Genomic DNA, 24,488 nt, shown 5'->3' on the forward strand with positions numbered 1-24,488 from the left:
CTATCCGATAGCGTGGCAGGTGATGTCTGCGATGTGGTGGGTCAGGGCCGGCATCATCAGGCGTGAGGCTGTGCCGCGCCTCGCGTGAGGTATCTCAACGGGGTGCGTGCTGCTCAGCGGCATGGCGGGTGAGCAGTGGCAATCTGGCGCCTGATGGCTTGCAGCATGGTGCGCGATAGACCGGAGTATCGGCTGCCATGTCTTGGATCATCACCGGCGATGCTCATAACCATGGCTCCAGTGGAGCCCTGGTGGGAGCTTTGCTCTTGTGGGAGCTTTGCTTTTGTGGGAGCGGCCCCTGGCCGCGACTTGAGCTGCCCTGTCGCGCGCAGGGCGCGCTCCTACAACAGCCAAAGCCATTGTGGGAGCTTTGCTCTTGTGGGAGCGGCCCCTGGCCGCGACTTGGGGTGCCTGTCGCGCGCAGGGCGCGCTCCTACACCATCCAAAGCTGCAGCTACTTGTGGGAGCTTTGCCCTGGTGGGAGCTTTGCCCTTGTGGGAGCGGCCCCTGGCCGCGACATGGGGTGCCCTGTCGCGCGCAGGGCGCGCTCCTACAACATCCAAAGCCAATGCCAAAGCCATTGTGGGAGCTTTGCTCTTGTGGGAGCGGCCCCTGGCCGCGACTTGAGCTGCCCTGTCGCGCGCAGGGCGCGCTCCCACACCATCCAAAGCTGCAGCTACTTGTGGGGTTGGCAGTCCCCTTCAAGACGATCGGGCCCTTGCGGGCCCGATCGGTTTAGCGCCCCGGACAGCCTGGTCTGGGCCGGGGTATTGCTTCAGGCAGTCAAGCTGCCCCTTGCTCGTTGCTGTCGTCGTTGGCCGCCTTGGCCGGACGCTTCTTGAAACGTACTCCCAACGCCTGCCGCAGCGCGGTCAGGCCCTGGCGGTCACCGAACTCGCCCATGGCGTTGTAGCCTTGGCGTGCGGTGCTGGCCACGTCGGCCCCCAGCGCCACCTCGGTGTCCCGCATCCGTTCCGCAAGCCGCAGGATCTGCCTGGTGCGCGGACGCAGCTCGTCGATGGTGCGCAGGGCGGCCAGCGCCCCGTTCAGGTCCATCGCCGGCGAGGCCAACTGCCGGTTCTTGTCAAGTACGGTCAGGGCTTCGCGACAGAACTTCTCTGTCTTGTTGCCCATCTTGTACAAGCGGCGGCGTTGCTTGCTATCCAGTGCAATCAGCTTGACGAAACGCTGCTCGAGCTGGGCGAGGGCCGCGTCAATTGCGGCCAGGTCTTCTTCGGTAAAGCGGGTTGAAATGCTCATGGGTTCTCCATATTGAGCGGTGATGTCCTGACAGGAATTGTTAGGACATGCCCAGCGCCGACATGTCTGAAGTGTTAAGCGTTGGACAAGGTCAGTTTGACGGGCATCAATTCAACTGTGAACACCGTTGCAAATTCGTAAATACTTGGTATCTTGTTCGGCCAGTCTATTACTTCTGGCATAGGTCGACTAAGTCTTGACATGTTATGTTTAGAAGTAATGTTAACGGCGTGCTTGCCATGGTTTAGGCAGGTAGCATGAGGCGTAGGACTTCGCGCAGTTTGTGCGTTGCATCATCCGGTGGGTGTGTCCCGGACGTTAAAAATGCGCGAAACGGGTCACAATAAAGACTCAAGGGCTGCAGCTTTGGATGTTGCAGGAGCGCGCCCTGCGCGCGACAGGCCCCCATGTCGCGGTATCCCTTGTGGGAGCGCGCCCTGCGCGCGACAGGGCACCCCAAGTCGCGGCCAGGGGCCGCTCCCACAAAAGCAAAGCTCCCACAAGGGCTTTGGCTTTGGATGTTGCAGGAGCGCGCCCTGCGCGCGACAGGGCATCCCAAGTCGCGGTATCCCTTGTGGGAGCGCGCCCTGCGCGCGACAGGCACCCCAAGTCGCGGCCAGGGGCCGCTCCCACAAAAGCAAAGCTCCCACAAGGGCTTTGGCTTTGGATGTTGCAGGAGCGCGCCCTGCGCGCGACAGGCATCCCATGTCGCGGCCAGGGGCCGCTCCCACAAAAGCAAAGCTCCCACAAGGGCTTTGGCTTTGGATGTTGTGGGAGCGCGCCCTGCGCGCGATGCTTGTAAGTAGAATGCGCGGATGAATACGAGCAAGAAGGTTCTGGTCACCGGCACCGCCGGTTTCATCGGTTCGCATGTGGCGCAGGTGTTGCTGGCGCGCGGTGATGAAGTCATCGGCTTTGACAGTCTCAATGACTATTACGATGTCAGCCTGAAGCAGGCGCGCTTGGCGCGCTTCATGCAGCACCCTAACTACACCCATGTGCAGGCCGATCTGGCTGACCGTGCAGCAGTGGAGGCGGTGTTCGCCACCCACAAGCCGCAGCGGGTGGTGAATCTTGCGGCGCAGGCGGGGGTGCGTTACGCGGCGGAGAACCCGCATGTGTACGTGGCCAGCAACGTCACCGGCTTCCTGCACATCCTCGAGGGCTGCCGCTACCACGGCGTGGAGCATCTGGTGTATGCCTCCACCAGTTCGGTGTACGGGGCGAACCGGGCGATGCCGTTCTCCGAGCACTCGCCGGCCGAACATCCGCTGACCCTGTACGCGGCCACCAAGAAGGCCAACGAGCAGATGGCGCACAGCTACGCGCACCTGTACGGCATCCCGTGCACGGGGCTGCGCTTCTTCACCGTGTATGGCCCGTGGGGGCGCCCGGACATGGCGCTGTTCCTGTTCACCAAGGCCATCCTGGACGGCCAGCCGATCCGGGTGTTCAACCACGGCCACCACAAGCGCAGCTTCACCTATGTCGATGACATCGTGGAGGGCATCGTGCGTGCGCTGGACCGGGTGCCGGGCAAGGATCCGGACTGGTCGGGCGAACGCCCGGACCCGGCCACCAGCGGGGTGGCACCGTACCGCCTCTACAACATCGGCAATGAACAGCCGGTGGAGCTGCTGCGCTACATCGAGGTGCTGGAGGAGTGCCTGGGCCGCAAGGCTGTGATGGAAATGCTCCCGCTGCAGCCTGGCGACGTGCCGGATACCGAGGCCGATGTCTCCGACCTGATCGCCAATGTGGGGTATCGCCCGGTGGTGCCGGTGGAGCAGGGCGTGGCCAATTTCGTGGCCTGGTATCGGGATTATCATCAAGTTTGATGGCGCATGAATTCGCCGGTATTTCCAGCAAAGGAATGACCATGGACGATGCCTGCATGCTTGATTGGCTGACGGCGGCGCTTCGCGGTGATGTCCGATTGTCGGCACTTGCGGCGATTGCGCCGGATCAACTGATTGTGTTCGCCAAGGATCAAGGAGTGTTGCCGCTGCTGGAATCACAGTTACGCGCAACCGGGCACTTTGCCAGCATCCCCCTATCGTTGCAGCAGGCATTGATTCCACATGTGCGCGAGGCCGTGGTGCAGGACTTGTTCCGCACCGGTGAGATGCGCAAGCTGGCCTCTGCATTGCAGGCTGCGGGTATTCGTGCATTGTTGCTGAAGGGCAATGCCGTAGCGCAATGGTTGTATCCGGAGTCCCATCTGCGGCCCAGTTCGGATATTGACTTGCTGTTATCCAGTCGCGCCGATGCGGAACGTGCTGCGTGTGCAGCGCAGCCACTGGGCTATGCGCTTGGCTTTCATCCCAACAGCAGCAACTTCGAAATGGCCGCGCAACGCGTGGTTGATGGCGTGAGCCGTAGCGAGCTGGATTTGCATTGCCGGCTGTTGAACTCGGCTGCGTATGCGGACATTTTTTCGTTTGCTGAGTTATGGCAGGAATCCATCGCATTGCCGGCACTGGGCGAGGGGTTGCGTGGTTTGTCGCTGCGCCACGCGCTGGCGCATGCTTGCCTGAATCGCGCGTTGGACATGCAAATCGGGGTGCCCGACCAGTTGAAGTTGCTGTACGACATTCATCTGATGGTGGAGCGCATGCATGAGGCCGATTGGGCCGAAGTTCTGGCAATGGCCCAACACAAAGCCATCAATGGAGTCTGCTTGCGATCCATCGTCGATGCGCGCACGCGTTTCCATTCCGACGTGCCTGCCCATGTGATGGAGGCACTGCAGCGCAATGCCGATGCAGAGTCTATCGATTGGCACCGGCTTGACGACTGGCGTTACATGCAGTGGCGGAACCTGAAGGCGCTGCCGACCACTGGCGCACGGTTGCGTTGGCTGTGGCAGCGGCTTGCGCCCAGCAGCAGTCATCTGCGGTATATGTACGGCGAAGGCAGCTGGCTGGGGCTGATGGGGCTTAGGCTGTGGCGTGGGGTGGGGCGGTTGCATGCCAAGCGATAGGTTGATCGCATGCCGTTCAGGCCAAAACAGGCCGCACTAGCCACGTCCCGCTAGCCAGCCTCGCCATCGGGAGGTTGCAACAGTCCGTGCTCGGAGTGACTTGCAGGGTGTGTTAGCGTGGGGTCGAGTTGATCGGACATGGGGTGCGGGCGTGGCCCTGCAGGCAATGGGAACAACGGGCGCGGTCGGGTGGTGCGGGTGGGCAGGCCAAGCCGCAGGCAGGGGCACATTGGCGTGAATCGTGTGGGGCCACAGGGTTGGCGTTTGCTGCTGCGCCTGATCACGCCTTGGCGCGGGTCATTGGCGCTCACGTTGCTGCTGCTGCTGATCCAGGGCACGGTCACCCTGCTGCAGCCGTGGCTGGGTGGGGTGCTGACCGACCGGTTGCTGCTCAATCAGCACCTGGGGCTGTTGCTGGGGCTGTTGTTCGCCCTGATCTGCGCACAGCAGGGTTTGAGTTATGTGACCGCGCTGCAGTTGCAGAAGGTGTCGGGACGGCTGCAGGCTGATGCCGGTGCCGAGCTGTATGCGCATCTGCAGGCGTTGCCGTTGGAATGGCACAACGCGCGTCAGCGCGGTGACGTGTTGGCACTGTTGTACGTGGATATCCATCGAATCGGGCGTTACGTGACCGGCACGCTGCTGCCGCTGCTGCCGCTGCTGTTTACGCTGGTGGGTGCGCTGGCGATGATGCTGTACTTGGCACCGCTGATTGCGGTGATGGTGGCGGTGTTGATGCCGCTGATGTTCCTTGCGTTGAAGTTGGTCGGCCGCAAGTTGCGGCCGTTATCGCATGCCTCGGCGCAGGCCTGGGCCGAACAATCGGCGCTGGCCGAACAGAATCTGGAATCGCTGGCGCTGATCAAGGCGTTCGGCACGGAGGCTGCGGAACGCACGAATTTCCGCCAGCGCGTGGATGCGGTGTATGCCGCGGATCTGCGGCTGGAGAAATTGCAAGGTGCGATCAATCCGGTGGTGTATATGATCGGTGCCGGTGCGATTTTGTTGCTACTGGGGCTGGGTGGGCATTGGGTCATTCGCAGCGAAATGCGGATGGGCGAGTTGGTCAGCGTGTTCTTGTACGGCTTGGTGCTGGTGGGGCCGGTAGGCAGTCTGGCTTCGGTGTATGGCAGCACGATGGCGGCAATGGGTTCGCTGCAGCGCTTATCCGATGCACTGGATGCGCGTCCGGAAGTGGACATCGGCAGGCAGCAAGTGGTGCCGGTTGCCGGCGACATCGTGTATTCGCAGGTCGACTTCACCTATCCCGGGCGCGAACCGCTGTTCCGCAGCCTGGAGCTGACTATTCGCGCTGGCCAGACGGTGGCGCTGACCGGCGTCAACGGCGCCGGCAAAAGCACCCTCGTGCATCTGCTGCTGCGGTTGGTCGAGCCGCAGGCCGGCAGCGTCACCATTGGCGGGATTGATCTGCGCGAGTTCCAGCTGCAGGCCCTGCGCGCGCAGATTGGCCTGGTGGCACAACAAGTGCTGCTGTTCAATGCCAGCGTGCGCGACAACATCGCCTATGGCCGCGTGGATGCCGCGCAGGAGGCAATCGAGCGTGCGGCGCGTGCGGCGCGGGCGCATGATTTTATCTGTAGCTTGCCGGATGGCTACGACACTTTGGTGGGTGACAATGGGGTGCGCTTATCGGGGGGGCAAAAGCAGCGACTGGCACTGGCGCGTGCGTTGGTGAAAGACCCGCCCATCCTGATTTTGGATGAAGCCACTGCGATGTTCGACCCGGAAGGCGAGTTGGAATTCATCGAGGAATGTCGTGATGTGCTGGCCAGCCGCACGGTGATTTTGATCACCCATCGCCCTGCTAGTTTGGCCTTGGCCGATCGCATTGTGCGCTTGGATAGCGGGCAGGTTCAGGGGTAAAAACAGGAGCCAAGTGCGCAGGTTGCGTGCCTAGGTTCAACGCGACAACAAGGTTTGCTGGATGGCAATATCCAGTGCGCGTGTTGCGTCCGTATCCAGTGGCGCAGCGCGCAGCGCTTGCACGGCCTGCGCCAGCTGCGCCGCGCCCACAAAGCCGCAGCTGGCGCTGAGTTTGTGCAGCTCGGCACGCACGGTGGTGGCATCGCCATGCTTGGCGGCATCCAGGATGCGCGCTTGTTGAGCGGGCAATTCCTGCAGGAACAATGCCCGCAACGCAGTCACATGCTCTGGGTTGCCGCCCAGTGCAGCCAGTGCGGTGGCATCGTCCCAGAGTACGGGCCGCTGCAGGCCAGCCGGCAAGTGCCGTTGCAAGGCGGCGTGCAAACTCGCCAGCGGTATCGGTTTGCACAATACTTCGACAAAGCCGCAAGCCTGCAACGCGGCGCAGCTGGCGGCAGTGGCCGCTGCGGTATGCGCAAGCGCAGGGGTGTGGATGCCGCGCTGCAGCAGGCGCTGCAGCAGTTCGCCACCGTGCCCGTCCGGCAAATTGGCGTCGATCAGCAATAGGTCGAAAGGTTGTTGGATGCAGGCCTGCTCGGCCTCGGCCAGCGTGCCGGCGACAACGACGGTGGCAGGAAACGCAGTGGCGGCGGCGTGCAGGAAGGCCGCGCTCACCGGGTCATCCTCGACCAGCAGCAAACGCGGTGGTGTGGAGGGGAGTTGATTCATCGCAACGACCTCTTGGGTTTGTATGCTGCGCAGATGCCACGCCCGATGCTAACCCGTTGTTTGCCGCTGTTGCCGCTGTTGCCGGCACTGCTGCTGTTGGCAGCACCGGAGGCAGCGGCACGGGAAGTGCAACTGCGGGTGGCCAAGCTGAGTACGGCGGCGGCCACGCTGCAACAGGTGCGCGTGCAGTTGCGCTGGCAAGATCAAGCCGAGCAGGGGGAATTGCAGGTGTGGGCGGGCAAGGTGGATGCGCCCGGGCTGGGCTACCACTACCGCGACCTGCATTGGCGCTGCCCTTTGCGGCGTTCCCCCACGGCCGGTTGGCAATGCGCGGGGGCGCTGCGTTCGGGTAGCTTGCCGCCATTGCAATTGGCGCTGCAACTGGAGACCGCCAGCACGCGTGTGGTACTGGCGCAAGGCCGGGCACGGTTGAAGGTGGAGCAAGTGGCCGCCGCCCCCGATCTCACCACGCTGGAGTTGCAGAAGGTGCCGCTGGCATGGGCGCAGGCGTTGTTGACGCAAGCGTGGCCAGCGGCGCAACTCAAGGCCGGAACGGTGGCTGGGCGGTTGCAGGTGCACGCGCCAACGACCGCGCCATTGCGCGTGCAAGGCGGTTTGCAGCTGACATCGGCTGGCTTTGCAACGGTCGATGCCGGCATCGTGGGCGAGCAGTTGAGCGGCACGCTGCAGATGGACTTGCGCAGCACATCGGCCCACTCCAGCGTGCAACTGGATGGGCAATGGCATGCCGGTGAATTTCTGGCCGGCAATACCTATGTCGCTTTGCCGGCCAGCGCAGTGCAGTTTCATGTGCAGGCCAAGCAGCGTGCCGGGCAAGGCTGGCAACTGCCGCGCATCGAATGGCACGATGGTGCAGTGCTGACCGCGTTTGCCAGTGCCAGGCTGCAAACGGATGGGAGTTTGCAGGGATTATCGGTGCAGATGCATAGCGACGACATGACCCCGTTGAAGCCGCGTTATTTGTCCGGCTGGATGGGCATGGCGGGTTTGCGCGATGTGGAGCTGCACGGCCGCATGGACGTGCAGGCGCAGGTGGATGCCAGTGGGCTTGCTGCGGTCACGGCGAGGCTGCATGGCGTGGATGTGCGCGACCCGAACGGGCGTTTTGTGTTCGATGGCCTGCGCGGTGATGTGGGCTATTCGGCAGGGGCCCCCGTGGCGAGTGCCTTGCAATGGACTGGCGGTCAGCTGTATGGCTTGGCGTTTGGTGCGGCTACGCTGCCATTTGCCAGCAGCACCGGTGAGCTGCGCACGCGTGCAGCGGTCAAGGTGCCGTTGATGGGCGGCACACTGGGGCTGCGCGATGTGGTGATTCGGCCACCACAAGGCGAGGCCGGGATGGATATTCGGTTTGGCTTGCAACTGGCCGACATTGACTTTGGCAGGATCTCGCAGGCGTTGGGCTTGCCGGCGTTTCAGGGCACGTTGGGCGGCAGCATCCCGCGTGCGCATTATGCGCAAGACCGGATTGATTTCGATGGCGGCTTGAATCTCGAGCTGTTCGACGGACGCGTGGCATTTTCGCAATTGTCGCTGGAGCGCCCATTCGGTAGCGCGCCCAGCCTGAGTGCCGATGTCGCCATGGATGATCTGGACCTGTTGCGGCTCACCGAAGTGCTGGGGTTTGGCAGCATCAGCGGCAAATTGGACGGCAGGGTGACCGGCTTGCGCTTGGTGGATTGGACACCGGTGGCTTTTGATGCGCGCTTCATCACCGACGATGCCCCCGGTGTGCGCAAACGCATCAGTCAGCGCGCGGTGCAGGATATTGGTAGCGTGGGTGGCAGTTCGTTCATCCAAACCCTGCAAGGCAAGGCGATTGCGCTGTTCAAGGATTTTGGCTATCGCCGCATCGGCATTGGCTGCCATCTGGAAAACCAGATTTGTGCGATGAATGGCCTGCATTCAGCTGGCAACACTTTTACTATCGTGGAAGGTGCGGGCGTGCCCCGGCTCGACGTGGTGGGTTACAACCGTGCGGTGGACTGGTCAACGCTGGTGGAAAGGCTGTTGGCTGCCAGCAAGGGCGATGTGGCACCGGTCATTGATTGATCGCAACTGACAGACGAGGAAATCAAATCATGAAGCAATGGATGGGTGTACCGGTTGCAAGCGCGTTGTTGTTGAGTGCGTGCGTGACGATCAACGTGTATTTCCCGGCTGCCGAGGCCAAGCAGGCGGCCAAGGAATTTGTCGAAAAGGTCATCAACGATGCCGACAAGGTGCAAATCAAGGAGGCGCCCAGTGGCGGCGGTGGTGGCATGGTGATGCAAACCCCGCGTGCACGGTTTGATGTGGCGCGGCTTGACCCGTGGGTGTTGCTGGGCATCGGCAGCGCGCAGGCGCAGTCTGCTCCCGATATCAGCATCAAGACGCCTGCCATTCAAGCCATTCAATCCCGCATGGAAAGTCGTTTCAGCAGCAGTTTGCGTGCCGGGTTTGACAGTGGCGCACTGGGCTTTACCAGCGATGGCCTGGTAAGCCTGCGCGACCCATCCAAAGTGGAATTGAAGGACCGTGTGGCACTCAACACGGCCGTGGCCGATGACAACCGCGACCGCAAAGCGGTGTACCGTGAAGTGGCGGTGGCCAACGGGCATCCCGAATGGGAAGAGCAGATCCGCGGTGTATTCGCCAAGCAATGGATCAGCAGTGCGCGTGCGGGATGGTGGTATCAGTCCGGCGGCGCGTGGAAGCAAAAATGAATGACCAACAAAACGCCCGGTGCAAGCCGGGCGTTTTGTCTTGCGGCCACAAGAGCGGTCGCTGGCCCCGACTGGTGGTGGCCTGTCACGCGCAGGCTGCGCTTGTACGGGGCGTGCTTGTGCAGTCAGTCGAGGAATTGCAGCTTTGCCAATTCCGCATACAGCCCGCCTTGTGTCAACAGTTCGCTGTGGGTGCCCTCGGCGACGATGCGGCCGTGGTCCATCACCACGATGCGGTCGGCTTTGAGCACGGTGGCCAAGCGGTGCGCCACCACCAAGGTGGTGCGGCCGGTCATCAGATGTTCCAGCGCGTGTTGCACGGCACGCTCGCTTTGTGCATCCAGCGCCGAGGTGGCTTCATCCAGCAACAGAATCGGCGCGTCCTTGAGTAGTGCACGCGCAATCGCGACGCGCTGCTGCTGGCCGCCGGACAGACGCGCGCCGCGTTCACCCAGCTCACTGGCAAACCCTTCGGGCAGGGCATCCAGAAAGTCTGTGGCTTCGGCCAGTTGCGCCGCGTGGCGCACCTGTGCATCGCTGGCATCCAGCTTGCCGTAGCGGATATTGTCGGCGGCACTGGTGGCAAAGATCACCGGCGCTTGCGGCACCAGGGCAATGGCTTCGCGCAGCAGGTCCGGCTGCACGTTGCGGATGTCGATGCCATCCAGCAACAAGCGTCCCTGCTGCGGGTCGTGGAAGCGCAGCAGCATCGTGAACACAGTACTTTTGCCGGCACCGGATGGGCCAACCAGGGCCACTGTTTCGCCTGGGTTGACCCGCAGCGTGAAGCCTTCCAACGCCGCGGCATCCGGGCGTTGCGGGTAGTGGAAGCTGACATTCTCGAATACGATTGCACCGCGTACGGGTGTCGGCAGCCGTTGCGGCTGCGTGGGTGCGGTGATCGAGGAGTGTTCCTGCAGCAACTCGTGAATGCGGCCCATGCCACCGGCGGCTTTCTGCAACTCATTCCAGACTTCGGCCAGTGCCCCCACCGAGCCGCCGCCGATCATCGCGTACATCACGAACTGGCCCAATGCGCCGGCACTGAGTTGGCCATTGATGACATCGTGTGCACCCGACCACAACACCAGGATGACTGCACCAAAAATCAAGCTGATCGCGATTGCTGTCACTGTGGCTTGGGCGCCGATACGCTTGCGTGCGGTGGCCACCGCACTGGCCATGGCCTGCGCGTAGCGGCTGCGCTCGTAGCCTTCACGCGAATGCGCTTGCACGGTGCGCACGGCACCCAGGGCTTCGGTAGCCAAGGTATTGGCATCGGCAATGCGATCCTGGCTGGCACGCGATACCTTCTGGATGCGGCGTGCGCCAATCACGATCGGGGCCACCGCCAACGGGATGCCCAATAGCGCCCACGCCGCCAGCTTCGGGCTGGTGACGAACAGCATCACCATCGAGCCAATCACGGTGACACTGCTGCGCAGGGCCACCGACATGCTGGAGGCGATCACGCTGCGCAGCAGTTCGGCATCGGCGGTGAGCCGCGACACCAGTTCGCCACTGCGGCTGCGGTCGTAAAACCCGGCATCCAGCCCCAGCAAGTGCGCATACAGGCGCGTGCGCAGATCGGCAACGACTTTTTCACCCAGCAAGGTGACGAAGAAATAGCGTGCGGCAGTGGCCAGTGCCAACGCCACGATCACCACCAGCACAAAGCCGAAGGTGCGGTCGATATTGGCCCCGCTTTGAAAGCCGTGGTCGATCATCTGGCGGAATGCCACCGGCAAGCTCAGGGTGGCAGTGGACGAGCAGGCCAGCGCCACCAGCCACGCCGAAAACAGGCCAAGGTGCTGTTGGATGAAGGGCCACAGGGCACGCAGGGTACCGATGGGTGCCTTGCTCGGCACCGGAGAGGGGGAGTTCATCGAGGTATTTTAGCGTCAGCGCTCAGTGCGCTGCAGGATCGGGTGTGGTGGATTCCTGCGCATGTTCCAACTCGCGCAAATCCGACGGCAGGGTGGCCTGCGGGTAGCGTCGGCGGAATTCGGCCAGGCTGGCACGCGCGGCGTCCAGATCACCTTGCTGTTGCAATTGCCGGATGCGCTTGAGCCAGGCGTCGCGTGCGGCGGGACTGGCCATGGTCGCGGGCGGCACGTCGTCCAAAGGCGCATCGGCGCTGGCTGGTTCCGGCAGGCGTTGCGCCTGCTGGGCTTTGCCCATCGCCGCTTCGGGCCGGCGCGCCGCGGCGGCGGTCAGAGCGTCGCTGCCATGTGTCGCCGCCGGCGCAAGCGCGCCATTGGTCATCGGTTGCGCTGACTCGGCCGTGGTTGCTGCGGTCGCAGCCCTTGCAGCGGCGGCAGCTGCTGGTACGGGGAGGGCAGGCGGGGGGGCGGGAGCGGGTGCAGCGTCTTGCGCAAGTGCGCGGGGCGACTGCAGGACCACCGGCGGGGCTTCCGGCGGTGGCGGTGCCAGCATGCGTTGCGGGGATGGCGGTGCTGTGTCCACCGCAGACGGCGCATGGATAGGCGTGGCCGGTTGCGCGCCAGGGGGGGCGGTGGATGCTGTGTTGCGTGCACTGTCGGCGGCGCGCACCTTTGCGCGCGCGGCCTCTGCGGCGGCGGGCGTTGCGCGTTGTGCCATGGGTGCGGGTGCTGCGGGTGGCGATGGCGTGAATTGGACGCGCCACGCCACACCCACCGCCAGACACAGCGAGGCGGCCAGCGCCAACGGTGCCGCCCAGCGGCGCCGTGCAGGTTTGGCGGGTTGTTGCGCGGCGGCGTGTGCGGCGGCCAGGATGCGCGCATCCAGCTCGGCGGTGGGCTCGCTGCGGCCATGCATGCGTGGTAATTGCGCAGCCAGCGCGCGCTCCTCGGCATCCAGCGGTTGTGGTGGAAGTCGGTTCACGAGGTCAACCTCGCACGCAGTTTGTCCATGGCATAGCGCAGGCGTGATTTCACTGTCTCGCGGCCGGTACCGGTGATGGTGCCGATTTCCTCCAGCGTCAATTCCTGTTCCAGCCGCAACAGCACAACCTCACGTTGATCCATGGGCAGGTCATCCAGCGCCAGTTGCAGTTGGCGGCGACGTTCGAATTCCGACAACACGCGCTCGGGCGTGTGCGCATCGGCGAGTCGTGCCAGGCGCTCATCGGCATCATCGGGTGCCGATGGGCGATGCTTGAGGCCGCGCCAATGGTCGCCCAGCCGGTGATGGGCGATGGTGAACAACCACGCGGAGAAGCCGGCGTCCGGTGTCCAGTCAGTGCGCGCGGCGATGAGCTTTTGCCACACATCCTGAAACAATTCGTCGGCCAGCGCCGGATCCCGCACATGCCGCAGCAAATAGCGATACAGCTTTTGCCGATGCCGCGCATACAGCTGCTCGAACGCGCTCACGTCGCCGGCGGCATAGGCCAACATCAGGGCTTCGTCGGTGCTTTCGGGCATTTCCACCGGGTACAGCCTACGGCCAGGCGATGCCATCGGGAAGGGGGGAATGCATCGGCGGGGGTGGCGGTGCAGTAGCGGCATGGTCGGGTAAACGCGCCACGGCGCGGGATGGGGTTGAACCGTGCGGTGACGGGGGCGTGGAATCCGCGGCGGGTTACAGGCAATATGCATGAAGATGAACGCAACCTTGACAGCTGCTCCGCTACCCTCGAAAGAACTTGCGCCTCGCCGGCGCAAGGGTGCATTCGCGGGTGTTGCCGAGCAGCTGGCGCGGCTGTTGCCTGCCGGTGCGCGGGTCAAAGTGGAATGGCAGCATGCCGTGCTGGGCAAGGGCAATGACCTGTTTGGCGCCGGTGATCCACCGCAAGGCGCATTGCGGCTGCCATGGGTGGGGCCGGAAGGGATGGCGCTGTGTGTGGTGTTCAGCAGCCCGCAACTGATGAGCCAGGACGCCATCGAGCGTTGGTTGCATACCGCACGTCTGTTGATTGAGCAGGCCGCCAAGCTGGAATTGGCCAATCACAAGATCGACACCCTGCAGCGCTCGGAACAGTTGCGCCAAGCCTTGTATGAAATTGCCGACCTGGCCGGCAGTAATCTTGAGCTGTCGGTGATGTTGCGCCGCGTGCACGCCATCGTGGGCGAGTTGATGTACGCCGAGAATTTCTACATCGTGCGATACGACGATCGCCAGCAGACGATGCGCTTCATCTACTTCGTTGATCAATTGGATCCATTCGTCAACGATCCGGATCAGGACATTCCGTTGCATGAGGGCGAAAACAGCCTGACTCTGCATCTGCTGCGTTCCGGCGAGACCCTGCGCGGGCCCTCACGGTTGCTGCGGGAGACGTACGGGATCACCCATTCCGAGACCAGTGGCCCCGATAGTGCCGACTGGCTGGGAGTGCCGATGAGCCGCGACGAGCGCGTGGCCGGCGCCTTGGTCGTGCAGCACTACCGCGAATCCAACGCGTATAGCGAAGATGACCGCATCCTGTTGGCGTTCGTGGCGCAACACGTGTTGACTGCGCTGGAACGGCGTGAGGCACGCAACCGGCTGGAAGTACGGGTGGCGGAGCGCACCGCCGAACTGCAGCGCACCAACGAAGACTTGAAAGCGGAAGTGTTCGAGCGCAAGCGCATCCAGGAGATCCAGCGAGCGTTGTTCCGCATCGCCGAACTGTCGATGACCAGTGAAAGCCTGCGACATTTCTATGCCGAGGTGCATGAAGCGGTCAGCGGTTTGTTGTATGCACGCAATTTCTACATCGCCACGCTGTCTGAAGATGGCAGCATGCTGGAATTTCCGTATTCGGTGGATGAACGTGATCAGGAGCGTCGGCCGCGCAAGCCTGCAGGTGGCTTGACTGAATATGTGTTGCGTACCGGCAAGCCGATGTTGGCTGATCGTGACCAGATTGTGCGCTTGCAGAGCGAAGGCAAGGTGCGCGGACACGGCAGCATGGCGCAATGCTGGCTGGGTGTGCCATTGATGCACGATGACAAGGTGGTGGGCGTACTTGCAGTACAAAGCTACTCGCGCGACATCATGTTCAACTACCGCGATCAGGACTTGCTGACCTTTGTCGCCATCCACATCGGCAGTGGTTTGGCGCGCAAGCAGGCGCAAGACCGGTTGCTGCAAGCGCACTCCAGCTTGGAACAGCGCGTCAGTGAACGTACCCGTGAATTGGCCGAAGCCAACGCCGAACTGGTGGAGCAAATCGGTGAGCGTCTGCGCGCTGAGCGTAAATTGATTCATCAGGCCACGCATGATGTGCTGACCGGACTGCCCAATCGGGTGCAACTGCTGGAACGGCTGGCGCGGGCGATCAGTGTGGCTGGCAGCACGTCGGACGTGTGTTTTGCCGTGCTGTTCATGGACTTGGACCGCTTCAAGCTGGTCAACGACAGCGTGGGGCACGCGGTTGGTGATGAATTGCTGGTCGAAGTCGGGCGGCGCATCGTGGGCAGCGTGCGCAGCAATGATGTGGTGTCGCGCTTGGGCGGCGATGAATTTGCCATTCTTGCGGAAGGGCTGGAAGGCCCGGAGATGGCGCAGGAGTTGGCTAACCGGGTGTTGGCCTCGCTCTCCATTCCGGTTTGGGTGGGTGGGCGCGAGCTGTATCCGGGTGCCAGTATCGGGATTGCTGTTTGGCATCCGCGTTATCGCAGTGGCGAAGAAATGTTGCGTGATGCCGATGCCGCGATGTATCGCGCCAAGAGTGATGGCCGCGACCGCTGTGCGATGTTCGATGAGCAAATGCATCGTGAAGCCATTCGCAGCTTGGATTTGGAAACCGACTTGCGACGTGCGATTCAGGCCGACCACTTCCTGCCGTATTACCAACCGATCGTCTGCTTGCAATCGGGTGAAATCATCGGCTACGAGGCACTCCTGCGTTGGCAGCACGAGCAGCATGGCTTGCTCATGCCTGGCGAGTTCCTTGATGTGGGCGAAGACAGTGGCCTGATCGAACAAATTGACTGGTTGATGTACACGCACGTCATCGCCGATATGGCCCGCCATGATCTGTCCGGCTATGTGGCCATCAACGTGTCGCCGCGCCATTTCAGGATTCCGGACTTTGCCGATCGCCTGTTGGCATTGCTGGAAACCCATGCCGTTGCACCTGAGCGGTTGCGGGTGGAAATCACCGAAGTGGCCTTGCTGGACGATGCGCCACGCACCCTTGAATGTCTGGACTTGTTGCGTCGGCATGGTGTGCTGGCACAGTTGGATGATTTCGGTACTGGCTTCTCGGCGCTGTCGTATCTGCACCGCTTCCCGATTGCCAGTTTGAAAATTGATCGTAGTTTCGTGGCGGGATTGGATGGTGAAACCAGTACCGAAAGCGTCGCGGTGATCCGCGCCATCGTGGCACTGGCCACCAGTTTGGGCATTGAGCAGATTGCCGAAGGCGTGGAAACCATGCGGCAACGTGACCGCCTGAATGAACTGGGCTGTACCTATGCACAAGGGTATTTGTATAGTTTGCCGCAGCCATTGCCTGTGACGTGAATTTGCCCTGGCGTCAGGTATCCGGATCGGCGTGCAGCACTTGTAAGCGGAGTTGGCCATCACGCAAGCGTGCCTGCACGCGGTCGCCCACTTGTGCGTCTTCAACGCTGTGCAGCAGGCGGCCATCCGCATGCTGCAAGATGCTGTAGCCACGCGCCACCGTGGCTAGTGGGCTGATCGCGTGCAGTGAGCGCGCCAGCCCACGCAGATGCAAGGCGTCCTGTTGCAGGCGTTGCGCGATCAGTGCTTGTGGGCGGTGTTGCAGTTGCAACAAGCGTTCGCGCAGGTAGTCGATACGTTGCTGTGGATGCTGTGCACGCAGCACGGCATTGGCATGGCGTAGCGTGGCTGCACGCACTTCAAGCTGGCGTGCGATGGCCGATTGCAGTCGCAGTTGGAGCTGTTGCGCACGTTGTGCAAGGGCGGTCAGCTGTGCTTGCGGGCGCAGCACCTGCAAGCGCAGGAAGGCGCGGTCGCAGCGCTGCATGGATTGGCGCAGCACCTGCGCTTGCTGGGCATGGAGTTGTCTGTGCAATCCAGTCAAGCGCGTGGCCAGCGCTGCTGCGTCGGGCGCCAATAATTCTGCGGCGGCCGAGGGCGTGGGGGCGCGCAGGTCAGCGGCAAAGTCGCTGAGTGAAAAATCGGTTTCATGGCCAATGGCGGAGATCACCGGCGTGCTGCACGCGGCAATCGTGCGCGCCAGTGTTTCGTCATTGAACGCCCACAAATCCTCCAGCGAGCCGCCGCCACGCGCCAGCAGCAGCACGTCGTAGCGGCCGCAGGCATCCGCACGTTGCAACATGTGCCGGATGTGCGCGGCCGCGGTGTCGCCTTGCACGGGCACCGGCAGCAGATCCACGTCGAGCAGTGGAAAGCGCCGGCGCAGCACACTGATGATGTCGCGAATCACCGCGCCAGAGGACGAGGTCAGGACCGCGATACGGCGCGGAAAGGCGGGCAGGGCGCGTTTGCGCTGTGCATCGAACAGACCTTCGGCTTGCAGCTTGGCCAGCAACAGGTCATAGGCGCGTCGCAGCGCACCTTCACCGGCGTCTTCCATGCTGTCCAGCACCATCTGATAGTCGCCGCGTGCCTCGTACAGGGTCAAACGCCCGCGGACCAATACGTTCAGGCCATCCCGCGGGGTGAAGTTCAACCATTGGCTCTTCGGCTTGAACAGCGCACAACGCACCTGCGCGCGTGCATCTTTCAGGGTGAAATACAGATGCCCGGACGCCGGTCGCGCCAAGTTGCCGATTTCACCTTCCACCAGCACATTCGGGAAGCTGCCCTCGAGCAGGTCGCGGGCCAACGTGTTGAGCTGGGCGGGGGTCAGGATGCGGTCATCGCGGGTCATGCGGCATCGTAGCGTCAATGCCTGCGGAATTGCCTGTGGGTTGTCCACATCATGTGATGACCTGGCAATAGGTAAAATAGCCACATGACTCAACATTCCCAAGACCGCTTCGGCCCGCTGACCCGTCGCATCACCCGCCCCGTGGTCATCGGTGGGGTACAAGTGGGGGGCGGTGCGCCGGTGGTGGTGCAGTCCATGACCAATACCGACACCGCCGACGTGGCCAGCACCGTCAAGCAGATCGGCGAGTTGTGGCGCGCTGGCAGTGAACTGGTGCGGGTGACGGTCAATACCACCGAGGCCGCAGCGGCGATTCCGCGCATCGTCGACAAGCTGGCGATGATGGGCATCCACGTACCGATCATCGGCGACTTCCATTACAACGGGCACACCTTGCTGGCCGGCGAGCCGGCCTGCGCGCAGGCGCTGGCGAAGTACCGCATCAACCCCGGCAATGTGGGTTTCGGCAAAAAGAAAGACACCCAGTTTGCGCAGTTGATCGAGTTTGCCATTCAGTACGGCAAGCCGGTGCGCATTGGGGCCAATTGGGGCTCGCTGGACCAAGCCTTGGCGGCGCGCCTGATGGATGAAAACGCGCAGCGCGCCATGCCATGGGACGCCGGCCGGGTGATGCGCGAAGCACTGATCCTGTCTGCACTGGAATCGGCGCAGCGCGCAGTGGAGCTGGGCCTGCCGGCCGAGCGCATCATTCTCAGCGCCAAGGTCAGTGGCGTGCAGGAGCTGGTGGCGGTGTATCGCGATTTGTCCATGCGCAGCGATTTCGCCCTGCATCTGGGCCTGACCGAGGCCGGCATTGGCAGCAAGGGCGTAGTGGCGTCGAGTGCTGCACTGGGTGTGCTGCTGCAGGAAGGTATTGGCGACACCATCCGCATTTCACTCACGCCCGAGCCTGGCGCCTCGCGCACGCAGGAAGTGATCGTGGCACAGGAGCTGCTGCAGACCATGGGCCTGCGTGCGTTCACGCCAATGGTGACCGCCTGCCCGGGGTGCGGCCGCACCACCTCGGAGTTTTTCCAGGAGTTGGCGAAGGTGGTGCAGGAGCATGTGCGCGGCAAGATGCCGGAATGGAAAATCAGCCACCCCGGTGCGGAGAACATGACGCTGGCGGTGATGGGCTGCGTGGTCAACGGGCCGGGGGAGTCGCGCCACGCCAATATCGGAATCAGCCTGCCGGGCACCGGCGAAGCACCGTCGGCACCGGTATTCGTGGATGGCCAAAAGTCGGTGACCCTGCGCGGTGACAACATTGCCCGTGAGTTCATCGGTCTGATCGATGATTACGTGGATTCGCACTATGGCGTGGCGCAACGCGGCTGACCCGTCGCGGCGGCGTACTGCGTTAACATCCAGTATCCAGACACGTCGGGGGGACGATGATGGACGCCAAACGCGGTGGCGCACCGCTGTATCTGCATATCACGCTGTTGGCGGTGGGGCTGGTGGCTGCCACGGGTAGCGTGATGCTCTGGTTTGGCGATCTGGTGCCGGGGATCTGGGAGTTTGTAGTGCTGTTGGCGGTAGCCGCATTGGTGGCGCTACTGATGGCGCGACGGATCACCGCACCTTTGACCCGGTTGGCGCGCGAAGCCGAAGCCGTGCGCCGTTTTGATTTTACCGACCACCCGCTGATCCATTCCGCAGTGCGCGAAATCGGGGAGTTGGCATACGGGTTTGATTTGATGCGCGATGCGATGCGTCGCTTTCTACGTATCAACCGACGATTGGCGATTGAGACCGATTTCGATGCACTGCGGCCATGGTTGCTGGATAAATTGGTGGACATCGCCGGTGCGTGTGGTGGCTTGCTGTACTTGGCTGATGCCAGTGGCGAAGAACTGCGCGCTGCCGCACTGGATGTCGAAGGTGGCAAGGCCAAGCCTGCCCCTGATTTGCCGCCACTGGATCCCAAGGCGATGCCGGAGGCGATGGCGCGGGCACGTGCGTATTTGCAGCGGGTCAGTAGCCACCTGAGCACGCAGGAATTGGCCACACTGGGTGTGGATTCCCGATTTTCCAACGCAACCGCACTGGTGGTGCCATTGCTGGATCGGCGTGAATCATTGTTGGGTATGCTGGTGCTGTTCAAGGACGGTGAGGTGGATGCCACCAGCGCCAGTTTCATCGAGGCCTTGGCCGCCAGTGCCGCTACTGCGCTGGAAACCCAAGAGCTGTTGCGCGCACAAAAGGCGATGGTGGACGCCACCATTCGCATGGTCGCCGATGCCATCGACGCCAAGAGCCCGTACACCGGCGGGCATTGCACCCGCGTCCCCGAATTGACCTTCATGCTGGCACGCGCGGCTTGCGACAAGACCGATGGGCCGTTTGCCAACTACACCCTGGATGAAGAGCAGTGGGAAGCGTTGTACATCGCCGGATGGCTGCATGACTGCGGCAAGGTGACCACGCCTGAATACGTGGTGGACAAGGCGACCAAGTTGGAAACGGTGAACAATCGAATCCACGAGATTCGTACCCGCTTCGAGGTGCTCAAGCGCGATGCGCAGATCGACTACTGGCGTGAACTTGCACAGGGCGGCGATGAGGCAGCACTGCGCTTGCAACGGGATGCGCGGCTGCAAGCGCTGGACCAAGACTTCGCCTTTGTCGCCGACTGCAATGTGGGCAGCGAGTTCATGTCCGACCAGAAGATGGAGCGCCTGCGCGAGATCGCCAAATATGCGTGGTTGCGTACACTGGATGATCGCGTGGGCTTGTCGCGCGATGAATTGTCGCGCTACACCGAGCCACCGTTGCCATTGCCGGTGCAGGAGTTTTTGCTGGCCGATAAACCCGAGCACCGCATCGCCAGGCCGGTGTCCGAGCAGATGCCGGAAAGCAGTCGCTGGGGCTTTGCGATGAGCGTGCCGGAGTTGCTGTACAACCACGGCGAGTTGCATAACCTGAGCATTCGGCGCGGCACGCTGACCGAAGAAGAGCGCTACAAGATCAACCAGCACATCGTGCTTACTATCACTATGCTGGATGCGTTGCCGCTGCCACGCCATCTGCGTGCGGTACCGGAAATTGCCGGTGGCCACCACGAAAAGCTCGACGGTACCGGCTACCCGCGCCGCTTGAATGCGGGGCAGTTGTGCCCGGAGGCACGCATGATGGCGATTGCCGACATTTTCGAAGCACTGACCGCAGCTGATCGCCCCTACAAATCGGGCAAGACGTTGCCTGAGGCGTTGTCGATCATGGCCAAGATGTGCCGCGAGCAACATCTGGATCCCGACTTGTTCGCGTTGTTCCTGCGCTCGGGTGTGTATCGCGAGTATGCAGAAAAATACCTCAGCGCCGAGCAGTTGGCGGCGGTACGGATTGAGGAGTATCTGTAACCGCAGGCTCCGTGGTGGCTAGCTCAGGCTTCAGTGCAGACGCGGTTGCGGCCAGCGTGCTTGGCACGGTACAGCGCGGCATCGGCGGTGGCCATCAGCGCGCTGCGCGATTCACGGTCGGGAGCCAGCACGGCAACGCCGATGCTGATGGTGATCTGCTGTTGATCGCCAGCGATCTCGAAGCTGGTATTGGCAACCGCAAGACGCAAGCGTTCGGCACATTCCCGGGTTGTTTCCAAATCACATTCGGGCAGCAGCAGGGCAAATTCCTCGCCCCCAATGCGGGCAGCAACATCTTCGCTGCGCGCATGGGCGCGAATGATAGTGGCAATACCGCGCAACACATCATCCCCTTGGATATGGCCGTAGCGGTCGTTGATCGGCTTGAACAAATCCACATCAATAATGCACAGCGCCAGTGGTCGCTGATGGCGCAGGGCGCGACCAATTTCTTTTTCTGCCATTTCGCAGAAATGCCGGCGATTGCAGAGATCGGTCAGCGCATCGTGGATCGCCAGTTGATAGATTTCTTCGTGGTAGCTGGCCTCTACGCTGTCGTGGCTGATGAACTTCAAAATGCTTTCACCCACCGTAATCTGATCGCCATCGACCAGCGCCTGCTCGTGCTCAAGCCGCGCATCATTGAGGCGGGTGGGGTTGGTCGCACCGAGGTCACGCACTACATAGCGGTCGCCATCCAACCGAATTTCGCAATGCTGCCGCGATACGCTTTTATGTGCGATCTGCAAATCGGCCTCTGGGGTGCGGCCAATGCGTACCGGCAAGCCCCCGATATCCAGACGCCGCCCCAGTCCCTCGCCATGGATCACCACGACGCAGGCCGTGCGTTGCGCGGCGCGCATCGGGCCATCGCTATACAGCGTGCGCTGGGTGGTCTCGGTTTGGTCGTGATCTTGGCTCATGCAGACGGTTCGCGTGGGTGTTCCGAGTGTAGCGCCTGTTAATGGCATGATGCGTGGCCCGAGTGGCAAATCGCACAGTTCGTGAAGTGGACTTACGCCATGCACAGCGATCCTGACAGTACTGAGCTTTTGACCCCTGACACTGTTGCCGGCACAGTGGCAGCGGGGGAGCCGTTGCCGGTGGGCGCAAGGTTGGGGCATTACCGCATCGAAGCATTGTTGGGGCGCGGCGGGATGGGCGATGTGTATCGGGCGCAGCAATTGGAGCCGGTCAGCCGCATCGTCGCGCTCAAATTATTGCGTGCACAACGGCTGGATACCGCCCACATCGCGTATTTCGAGGTCGAACGGCAGTTGCTGGCGCAGATGCGGCACCCGGCCATTGCGCAGATTTTTGATGCCGGCACCACGCCTGATGGCCATCCGTATTTTGCGATGGAGTTCATCGAAGGCAGCCCTATTACCCAGTATTGCGACACGCATGCGCTATCGCTGCAAGCGCGTATCGCGTTATTCATTCGCGTGTGCGAAGGCGTGCAGCACGCGCACCAGAAAGGTGTGATCCATCGTGATCTGAAACCCGGCAATTTGCTGGTGGATGAGGTGGACGGCCGGCGATTGCCGAAAGTCATCGATTTTGGCATCGCCACCGCCACCAATTTGGGCCAAGGCCGCGATGTGGCTGGCACCCCCGATTACATGAGCCCCGAGCAAGCTTCGGGCGATCAGGCTTTGGTCGATACCCGCAGCGATGTGTACGCGCTAGGCGTGGTGCTGTGTGAGCTGTTGACCGGGCAGCGCCCGCGCGCGCATGGCGAAACCGTTACCGGCAATGCCCGCACCCTGCGGCTGCCGTCCGAACAGTTGTCCACGCTGTCACCAGCGGATGCCGATGCATTATTGGCCCACCGGCAACAATCGCTGCCGCATCTGCAAAAAGTGCTGCGCAACGAGCTGGATTTTGTGGTGGCCAGGGCGATGCGGTTTGATCGCAGTGAACGCTACCCCTCGGCAGCGGCGCTGGCCGAAGACCTGCAGCGTTTTTTGCGCAATTATCCGTTGCAGGCGGTGCCGCCTTCGCGCGGCTATGCGTGGCGCAAATTTGCCCAGCGCCATCGCACTGGCATGGCGGCGGCCGCGTTGATCACTGCGGCGTTGGTGATTGGCTTTGCAGTGTCGGTATATGGCCTGCTGCAAGCGCGGGCGCAACGGGCCATTGCCGAGCAACGCAATGCACAGTTGGAGAAAGTGGCCGCGTTCCAGCAGTCGATGCTGGAAGGGATTGATATCGAAGCCATGGGTTCAGGCATGGCCAAGGGGCTGCGCGAGCAAATCGCGCAACACACCCCGGATGTGGCGGCGAGCTTCAATGCCAATCTTGCCAATGCCAGCACCGCGGATGTGGCGCGCAGCTTGATCGATCAGGACATCTTGGCCAATGCCGAGCGTGCGATTACCCGCGAATTTGCCGATGACCCGGCATTGGCGGCGGATTTGCGCGAATCGGTGGCCAAGGTGCGCTTGGCTTTGGGCTTGCCGAAGCAGGCGGCAGCTGGCTTCGCCCAAGTCGCCAAGTTTCGTGATGGCAGTTTCGGTGCATCTTCACCCAAAGCGTTGTCGGCGCGGCAGCAACAAGCCTCGGCATTGTTGGAGGCCGCCGCCCCCAAAGATGCCATGGTCGTGCTGGACGCGGCCCTGCATGCGGCGTCAGGGTTGCCGGCCAATGATCCCGTGTTGCTCAGGTTGCGGATGAATCAGGCCGAAGCGATTGCCACCCTGGGCGACCGCCCACGCGCACGCAAACTTTTTGCAGCCCTGCGCGCACAAGCCATCCGCCTGCGTGGCGAGCGTGACCCGGTGACGATGGACATCAGTAATGACTTGGCCATTTTGCTGGGCCGGATGGGCGAGGCTGAAGCCGGGCGCGCAATCATGGAAGCATTGGTGCCGATGCGCATGCAGGTGTTGGGCAAGGATGCGCCCGACACCTTGGGTGCACTGCACAATCTGGCGGTGATGCGCATCATGACCGGCGACAAGCAAGCTGCGGTGCGCTTGCAACAGCAATTGGTGGATACCCAAACCCGGCGGCTGGGGGCTGAGCATCCGCAAACCTTGGCCGAATTGGGCAATCTGGCCAACATGCTCAACGACAGTGGCAAGCCTGAACAGGCGTTGCCGATTGCCCAGCAAGTACTGGCGGCGCGTACCCGTGTATTGGGTGCCGATCATCCGCAGACCTTGAAGGCGATGCTTAACCTGGCCTCGATTCTGGCGCGGGTGAAACGGTTTGACGAGGCGATGGCTTTGCAAAAACAGGTGGCCGATGCGCGCACCCGGCTATTGGGGCCAAACCACCCGGACACATTGTTCATCCAGCTCAATCGCGCACCGACGTACTTTCAGGCCGGCCAGCCCAAGGCTGCTTTGGCGCAACTGGATGCTTTCCTGCCGGTAGCGCGCAAAGTGCTGGGCGATAAACATCCGCAGGTGCAAATGGGGTATGACATTCGCGCGCAGGCGGCGGCGGACTTGGGCGACAAAGCACTGGCCATTGCTTCATATCGGGAGCTGTTGGCGCTGCGTGAAGCAGCATTGGGCGCACAAGACATCAAGACCATTGATGCGGCTTGGAATCTGGAAGGATTCTTGCGCAAACGCGGCGATCTTGCTGCGTCTGATGAGTTGCGCACGCGCTATGTCACGCCATTGTTGCAGGCGCAGCCGTCAGCTTTGGATGACGATCAAAAACGCATGGCCAAGACTATTCGCGATACCGAGGCAAGTGAGGCGCAGGCATCGGTGCAAAAACCTATTGTTCGATAGGCC

The 24,488-nt window shown here is 62.2% G+C and carries 16 protein-coding genes; 9 read left to right on the plus strand and 7 right to left on the minus strand.

What is annotated here, in order from left to right:
• Window positions 1-783: 783 nt before the first annotated feature.
• Entirely contained in the window at window positions 784-1,260 is a 477-nt protein-coding gene (locus K7B09_RS04600) for a hypothetical protein (RefSeq protein ID WP_223627245.1), read from the minus strand.
• 815 nt (window positions 1,261-2,075) lie between these two features.
• Here K7B09_RS04600 and K7B09_RS04605 point away from each other — a divergent pair.
• The 3 genes from K7B09_RS04605 to K7B09_RS04615 all read left to right on the plus strand — a co-directional run bounded on the left by K7B09_RS04605 (window position 2,076) and on the right by K7B09_RS04615 (window position 6,127).
• Window positions 2,076-3,098: an NAD-dependent epimerase gene (locus K7B09_RS04605; RefSeq protein WP_223627247.1), complete on the plus strand. Its 1,023-nt coding sequence runs from the start codon at window positions 2,076-2,078 to the stop codon at window positions 3,096-3,098.
• Window positions 3,098-4,243, plus strand: a complete 1,146-nt coding sequence (locus K7B09_RS04610; protein WP_223627249.1) for a nucleotidyltransferase family protein — start codon at window positions 3,098-3,100, stop codon at window positions 4,241-4,243. The genes K7B09_RS04605 and K7B09_RS04610 overlap by 1 nt, the downstream gene beginning before the upstream one ends.
• A gap of 234 nt (window positions 4,244-4,477) precedes the next feature.
• Window positions 4,478-6,127 carry an ABC transporter ATP-binding protein gene (locus K7B09_RS04615; protein ID WP_223627251.1) on the plus strand — a complete coding sequence of 550 codons (1,650 nt, stop codon included), beginning with the start codon at window positions 4,478-4,480 and terminating at the stop codon, window positions 6,125-6,127.
• A gap of 36 nt (window positions 6,128-6,163) precedes the next feature.
• Here the strand turns inward: K7B09_RS04615 and K7B09_RS04620 are convergent, their stop codons facing one another.
• Window positions 6,164-6,856 carry a response regulator gene (locus tag K7B09_RS04620; RefSeq protein ID WP_223627254.1) on the minus strand — a complete coding sequence of 231 codons (693 nt, stop codon included), beginning with the start codon at window positions 6,854-6,856 and terminating at the stop codon, window positions 6,164-6,166.
• Between the two features lie 33 nt (window positions 6,857-6,889).
• Between K7B09_RS04620 and K7B09_RS04625 the strand changes: the two genes are divergently transcribed.
• On the plus strand, window positions 6,890-8,929 hold the full coding sequence (locus K7B09_RS04625) for a hypothetical protein (RefSeq protein WP_223627256.1): 2,040 nt from the start codon (window positions 6,890-6,892) through the stop codon (window positions 8,927-8,929).
• 29 nt (window positions 8,930-8,958) lie between these two features.
• Window positions 8,959-9,582, plus strand: coding sequence for a YdbL family probable chaperone protein (locus tag K7B09_RS04630; RefSeq protein ID WP_223627258.1), 624 nt, complete (start codon window positions 8,959-8,961; stop codon window positions 9,580-9,582).
• A 125-nt stretch (window positions 9,583-9,707) separates the two neighbouring features.
• Here the strand turns inward: K7B09_RS04630 and K7B09_RS04635 are convergent, their stop codons facing one another.
• Genes K7B09_RS04635 through K7B09_RS04645 form a run of 3 tightly spaced genes read right to left on the minus strand, consistent with a single transcriptional unit; the run spans window position 9,708 to window position 12,989 of the window.
• Entirely contained in the window at window positions 9,708-11,468 is a 1,761-nt protein-coding gene (locus K7B09_RS04635) for an ABC transporter transmembrane domain-containing protein (protein WP_223627260.1), read from the minus strand.
• Window positions 11,469-11,490: 22 nt separating this feature from the next.
• Window positions 11,491-12,447, minus strand: coding sequence for a hypothetical protein (locus K7B09_RS04640; RefSeq protein WP_223627263.1), 957 nt, complete (start codon window positions 12,445-12,447; stop codon window positions 11,491-11,493).
• Window positions 12,444-12,989, minus strand: a complete 546-nt coding sequence (locus K7B09_RS04645) for an RNA polymerase sigma factor (RefSeq protein ID WP_223627265.1) — start codon at window positions 12,987-12,989, stop codon at window positions 12,444-12,446. Before K7B09_RS04645 ends, K7B09_RS04640 begins: the two co-directional genes overlap by 4 nt.
• A gap of 172 nt (window positions 12,990-13,161) precedes the next feature.
• Between K7B09_RS04645 and K7B09_RS04650 the strand changes: the two genes are divergently transcribed.
• On the plus strand, window positions 13,162-16,017 hold the full coding sequence (locus K7B09_RS04650) for a bifunctional diguanylate cyclase/phosphodiesterase (protein WP_223627267.1): 2,856 nt from the start codon (window positions 13,162-13,164) through the stop codon (window positions 16,015-16,017).
• A gap of 13 nt (window positions 16,018-16,030) precedes the next feature.
• Here the strand turns inward: K7B09_RS04650 and xseA are convergent, their stop codons facing one another.
• Entirely contained in the window at window positions 16,031-17,374 is a 1,344-nt protein-coding gene (gene xseA, locus K7B09_RS04655) for an exodeoxyribonuclease VII large subunit (protein ID WP_223627269.1), read from the minus strand.
• An 84-nt stretch (window positions 17,375-17,458) separates the two neighbouring features.
• Here xseA and ispG point away from each other — a divergent pair, with 84 nt between their 5' ends.
• Both ispG and K7B09_RS04665 read left to right on the plus strand, forming a co-directional pair.
• Window positions 17,459-18,712 (plus strand): flavodoxin-dependent (E)-4-hydroxy-3-methylbut-2-enyl-diphosphate synthase, encoded by a 1,254-nt coding sequence (ispG, locus tag K7B09_RS04660; RefSeq protein ID WP_223627271.1) that lies wholly within the window; start codon window positions 17,459-17,461, stop codon window positions 18,710-18,712.
• A gap of 56 nt (window positions 18,713-18,768) precedes the next feature.
• Entirely contained in the window at window positions 18,769-20,736 is a 1,968-nt protein-coding gene (locus K7B09_RS04665) for an HD domain-containing phosphohydrolase (RefSeq protein WP_223627273.1), read from the plus strand.
• A gap of 23 nt (window positions 20,737-20,759) precedes the next feature.
• Here K7B09_RS04665 and K7B09_RS04670 read toward each other — a convergent pair whose 3' ends face one another.
• Entirely contained in the window at window positions 20,760-21,659 is a 900-nt protein-coding gene (locus tag K7B09_RS04670) for a GGDEF domain-containing protein (RefSeq protein ID WP_223627275.1), read from the minus strand.
• A 129-nt stretch (window positions 21,660-21,788) separates the two neighbouring features.
• Here K7B09_RS04670 and K7B09_RS04675 point away from each other — a divergent pair, with 129 nt between their 5' ends.
• Complete coding sequence (locus tag K7B09_RS04675; RefSeq protein WP_223627278.1) at window positions 21,789-24,485, plus strand: serine/threonine-protein kinase; 2,697 nt, start codon at window positions 21,789-21,791, stop codon at window positions 24,483-24,485.
• Window positions 24,486-24,488 lie beyond the last annotated feature (3 nt).

Origin of the sequence: Thermomonas beijingensis, assembly GCF_020034655.1 — a bacterium.
Taxonomy (GTDB): Bacteria; Pseudomonadota; Gammaproteobacteria; order Xanthomonadales; family Xanthomonadaceae; genus Thermomonas; species Thermomonas beijingensis.